5 protein-coding genes are annotated in these 5241 nt (G+C 70.6%); 2 read left to right on the top strand and 3 right to left on the bottom strand.

Going from position 1 to position 5241, the window contains the following annotated elements; translation table 11 throughout:
• Positions 1–934: metallophosphoesterase (locus AC51EU_RS26780; RefSeq protein ID WP_496269661.1), on the top strand; the 934-nt coding region annotated here is incomplete at its 5' end.
• On the opposite strand, the gene AC51EU_RS26775 is transcribed toward AC51EU_RS26780, so the two are convergent.
• From AC51EU_RS26775 to thiC, 3 genes are all read right to left on the bottom strand, one after another.
• Complete coding sequence (locus tag AC51EU_RS26775) at positions 847–1467, bottom strand: transposase (protein WP_496269660.1); 621 nt, start codon at positions 1465–1467, stop codon at positions 847–849. The two genes, AC51EU_RS26780 and AC51EU_RS26775, sit on opposite strands and share 88 nt — an antisense overlap.
• Complete coding sequence (locus tag AC51EU_RS26770; protein WP_496269659.1) at positions 1353–1712, bottom strand: transposase; 360 nt, start codon at positions 1710–1712, stop codon at positions 1353–1355. The genes AC51EU_RS26775 and AC51EU_RS26770 overlap by 115 nt, the downstream gene beginning before the upstream one ends.
• A gap of 221 nt (positions 1713–1933) precedes the next feature.
• Positions 1934–3715, bottom strand: coding sequence for a phosphomethylpyrimidine synthase ThiC (gene thiC, locus AC51EU_RS26765; RefSeq protein WP_496269658.1), 1782 nt, complete (start codon positions 3713–3715; stop codon positions 1934–1936).
• 196 nt (positions 3716–3911) lie between these two features.
• Between thiC and AC51EU_RS26760 the strand changes: the two genes are divergently transcribed.
• Positions 3912–5241: YibE/F family protein (locus AC51EU_RS26760; RefSeq protein ID WP_496269657.1), on the top strand; the 1330-nt coding region annotated here is incomplete at its 3' end.

The raw sequence follows: 5241 nt of genomic DNA, 5'->3' as shown, positions 1-5241 counted from the left end.
GTACACGCCCACCGCACGCGACCTCCCCGTCATCAGCCGTACCGACACCCTCATCGACCAGCCGGCCGCCGGCCTCCTCCCCGCGCCCGAGGCGGCGGGCTCCGACACGCCCGGCCCCGGGCCGCTCTACGTCGTCGGCGATGTGCACGGCTACCACGACGAACTGCGCGCCGCGCTCGCCGCGGAGGGGCTGATCGACGCCGAGGGCAACTGGGCGGCTGGCAACGCCCGGCTGTGGTTCCTCGGCGACTTCACCGACCGCGGCCCCGACGGCATCGGCGTGATCGACCTCGTCATGCAGCTGTCGGCCGAGGCCGCAGCGGCCGGCGGGTACTGCAAGGCCCTCATGGGCAACCACGAACTGCTGCTGCTCGGCGCCAAGCGGTTCGGCGACACGCCCGTGCAGTCGGGCGCCGGCACCGCCTCCTTCCAGGCGGCCTGGCTCCTCAACGGCGGCCAGAAGACCGACATGGACCGTCTCCAGGACCACCACCTCCAGTGGATGGCCCGGCTGGACGCCGTGATGGAGGAGGACGGACACTTGCTCGTCCACTCCGACACCACCGCCTACCTCGACTACGGCGACACGATCGAGGACGTCAACGACACCGTCCACGAGGTGCTGACCCGCAGCGAGGCCGACGAAGTGTGGGAACTGTTCCGCAAGTTCACCAAGCGCTTCGCCTTCCGCGACGAGGAGGCCGGCTCCCTGGCCGCCCGCGAACTCCTCGACGCCTACGGGGGCGAGCGCGTCGTCCACGGCCACAGCCCGATCCCGTACCTGCTCGGCGAGGTCGGCGCGGAGGACGGCGAGAGCGAGCCCGTCGCCGTCGAGGGACCGCACGTCTACGCCGACGGGCTGGCCATCGCGATGGACGGCGGCATCACCATGGCCGGCAAGCTGCTGGTGGCCCAACTCCCGCTGAACGGCTGAGGGTTCCCCGAAGGCGCTGACGCGAGCGGGCGGCCCCGGTCCGCGCCCGTTCGGACGGCGAGGCGGCGGTAGCCGAAGAGCCAGGCGATCGACCGTTCGATCTTCCAGCGGTGCCGACCGAGGCGTTCGCCGGACTTGATGCCGGGTCGCGCGATGCGCGCGACGAGCCCGCGCTCGCGCAGCCAGGCCAAGAGCTCGGCGGAGAAGTACGCCTTGTCCGCGCGGAGTTTGACGGGTCGGCGCCGCCGTGGTCCCCGGCGGGACCGGACGGCGGGTATGCCGCGGACGAGCGGCTTGAGGGCGAGGCTGTCGTGCATGTTCGCGCCGGACACGGCGACGGCGAGCGGGATGCCCTGGGCATCGGACAGCACGTGCAGCTTGCTGCCCTTCTTGCCGCGATCGACCGGGTTCGGCCCGGTCAGCGATCCCCCCTTTTGGCGCGAACGGAGGCCGCGTCGACGATCGCCGAGGTCCAGTCCACCTCGCCCCGGGCCCCGAGTTCGTCCAGCACCGCCCGGTGCAGCCGACGCCACAGGCCGGCCTCGGTCCATACCGTGAAGCGGCGATGCGCGGTGGCGGGCGACGTGCCGAACGTCGGCGGCAGATGCCGCCAGGCACAGCCGCTGGTCAGCACGTACACCACTGCCGTGAACACGGCCCACTCGTCACACGGAGCGGTCCCACCACCTTGCGGACGAGCGGCGAACGACGGCAGCAACGGGGTGACCAGCTCCCAGAGCTCATCAGGAACCAGACGCTTCGACAGATCAGCACCCACGACCGGCATCATGCCGAACGAACATCAAGCCACGTGAGACAACCTCTAAATTCTCGAACGCAATACGAAAGTTCTAATTTCCATCACTCGCGGAACTGTCACAGGAACACGACGCCGCCTCGGTGCACTCTGTGACTGCCCGGCCTGCGCTTGAAGGGTCTCCCATCGAACGGGCCTGCGGCTCTCTTCATGAGGCCGCAGGCCCGTTCGATGGTTCCAGGTCAGTCGGCCAGCGGAAGGTAGACGCGATTGCCGGAAGCCGCGAACTCCTTCGACTTCTCCAGCATCCCGGCCTCGATCTCCTCCGGCGTGGCGTCCGGGACGCCGCCGAACTGCTCTGTGATGCTTCTGCTGATCTTCATCGAACAGAACTTCGGCCCGCACATCGAGCAGAAGTGGGCGGTCTTCGCCGGCTCCGCGGGCAGGGTCGCGTCGTGGAAGGCGCGGGCCGTCTCCGGGTCGAGGGCCAGGTTGAACTGGTCCTCCCAGCGGAACTCGAAGCGGGCGTCGGAGAGCGCGTCGTCCCAGTCCTGGGCGCCCGGGTGGCCCTTGGCGAGGTCCGCCGCATGGGCCGCGATCTTGTACGTGATGACGCCGGTCTTGACGTCGTCACGGTCCGGGAGGCCCAGGTGCTCCTTGGGGGTGACGTAGCAGAGCATCGCGGTGCCCCACCAGGCGATCATCGCCGCGCCGATGCCGGAGGTGATGTGGTCGTAGGCGGGGGCGACGTCGGTGGTGAGCGGGCCGAGCGTGTAGAACGGGGCCTCCTCGCAGATCTCCTGCTGGAGGTCGATGTTCTCCTTGATCTTGTGCATGGGGACGTGCCCGGGGCCCTCGATCATCGTCTGGACGCCGTGCCGCTTGGCGACGGTGTTCAGCTCACCGAGCGTCCGCAACTCCGCGAACTGCGCCTCGTCGTTGGCGTCCGCGATACAGCCGGGGCGCAGTCCGTCGCCGAGGGAGTAGGTGACGTCGTAGGCGGCGAGGATCTCGCAGAGCTCCTCGAAGTGCTCGTAGAGGAAGGACTCCTTGTGGTGCGCCAGGCACCAGGCGGCCATGATCGAGCCGCCGCGGGAGACGATGCCGGTCTTGCGCCGGGCGGTCAGCGGGACGTAGCGCAGCAGCACGCCGGCGTGGACGGTCATGTAGTCGACGCCCTGCTCGGCCTGCTCGATGACGGTGTCCTTGTAGATCTCCCAGGTCAGTTCCTCGGCCTTGCCGTCGACCTTCTCCAGTGCCTGGTAGAGGGGGACGGTGCCGATGGGGACGGGGGAGTTGCGGAGCACCCACTCGCGGGTGGTGTGGATGTTGCGGCCGGTGGACAGGTCCATCACCGTGTCGGCGCCCCAGCGGGTGGCCCAGGTCATCTTCTCGACCTCCTCCTCGATGGAGGAGGTGACCGCGGAGTTGCCGATGTTGGCGTTGACCTTCACCAGGAAGTTCTTGCCGATGATCATCGGCTCGCTCTCCGGGTGGTTCACATTGGCGGGGAGCACGGCCCGGCCCGCCGCGATCTCGTCGCGGACGAACTCCGGGCTGCGCCCCTCGCGCAGCGCCACGTATTCCATCTCGGAGGTGATCTCGCCCCGTCGCGCGTACGCGAGTTGGGTGACGGCACCGTCGCGGCCGCGACGCGGCTGGCGGGGGCGGCCGGGGAAGACCGCGTCGAGGTTGCGCAGCCCGCCGCGCGGCGAGGTGTGCTTGAGGCCGTCGTCCTCCGGGCGGATCGGGCGGCCCGGGTACTCCTCGGTGTCGCCGCGTCCGATGATCCAGTTCTCGCGCAGCGGGGCGAGTCCGCGGCGGACGTCGGTGTCGATGTTCGGGTCGGTGTACGGGCCCGACGTGTCGTAGAGCGTCACGTCCTTGCCGTTGGTCAGATGCACCCGGCGGACCGGTACCCGCAGGTCGGGGCGCGATCCGGTGAGGTAGCCCTTGTGCCAGCCGATCTCCGTGACGGAGCTGGGCCCACCGTTTTCGGGCGTGCGTGCATCCTGCAGAGTCATTGAGACCCACTCCCTACGCCGGCATTACCCGGTAACAGGTTCGGCGGTCGACGCAGCGGTTCCCGTAGGTCCTACAGGGGTCAGCGCCCTCTCAGCCCGGTGCTCCAAGCTCCCGCGATTGCAAAGGTGGCACCACGGTAGCGGCCGGTGCGCCGCGGTGAACAGGGGGCCCGTGACTTCTTGCGATGATCGGGCGGTGACCAGCACCGAGTCCTCCCCGCCCACGCGGGCCCCCGGCCACGGCCATTCCCACGCCCATGGCCACGGCCCCGCGGCGCCCGTCTCCCGGCATCTGCGGACGGTGATCGCCGCGGTGCTGATCCCGTTCGCCGCCGCGGTGGTGGCGGGGCTGGTGGTGCTGTGGCCGGGTGGCGCGCCGTCCCACCCACCGTCAGGAGTGGGCTTCGACCAGCCGACCGAGAAGGCCCGGGTGACAAAGGTGGAGCGGGTCGACTGCGCCGCCGTGCACGCCGAGCCGCAGCAGCGGCCGGGCGCGCCCCCGGGGAGCCCGGCGGGCGGCGGCGCGGCCGCGAAGGGCACGGGGTGCGAGCGGGCGACGGTCGAGGTGACGACGGGCCAGAACGCCAGGCGGACCTTCGAGGCGGTGGTGACGCCGGACGCGCTGCGGCGCTACACCGAGGGCCAGGAGGTGGTCGTCACCTACTCCCCCAAGGCGCCGAGGGATCTCCAGTACGCGGTGAGCGATGTGGACCGGACGGTGCCGTTGTGGGTGCTGGCGGCCGTGTTCGCGGGCGCGGTGGTGGTCGTGGGGCGGCTGCGCGGGGTGCTGGCGCTGGTCGCGTTGGCGGTGAGTTTCGGGGTGCTGACGCTGTTCATCCTGCCGGCGGTGCTCCAGGGATCGGACCCGCTGCTGGTGGCGGTGGTCGGCGGCAGCGCGATCATGCTCATCGCGCTGTACCTGTGCCACGGGGTGACGGCGCGGACGTCGGTGGCGGTGCTCGGCACGCTGGCGTCGCTGCTGCTGATCGGGCTGCTGGGCTCGGTGTTCCTCGACTGGGCACTGCTGACGGGCAATACGGACGACACGACGGGGCTGGTGCACAGCCTCTACCCGGGCATCGAGATCCGGGGGCTGCTGCTCGCGGGGATCATCATCGGTTCGCTGGGGGTGCTCGACGACGTGACGGTGACGCAGACCGCGGCGGTGTGGGAGCTGAAGGAGGCCGATCCGCAGGCGGGTTGGCGGGCGCTGTACCGGGCGGCGATGCGCATCGGGCGGGACCACATCGCGTCCGTCGTCAACACCCTGGTGATGGCCTACGCGGGCGCGGCGCTGCCGTTGCTGCTGCTGTTCTCGATCGCGCGCAGCGGCATCGGCGCGGTCGCGTCGAGCGAGGTGGTCGCGGAGGAGATCGTCCGCACGCTGGTGGGCAGCATCGGTCTGGTGGCGTCGGTACCGCTCACGACGCTGCTGGCGGCGCTGGTGGTGGCGGCGGACCGGGGTACGTCCGGGGGCCGTCCGGGACGGCGGCGGGGGCTGCGGGGAAGTGGCGCACGGGGGACGC

It is taken from the genome of Candidatus Streptomyces philanthi, assembly GCF_059553635.1.
The sequence above is the reverse complement of the archived record's forward strand: the minus strand, read 5'-3'. Positions and strand labels throughout refer to the sequence as shown.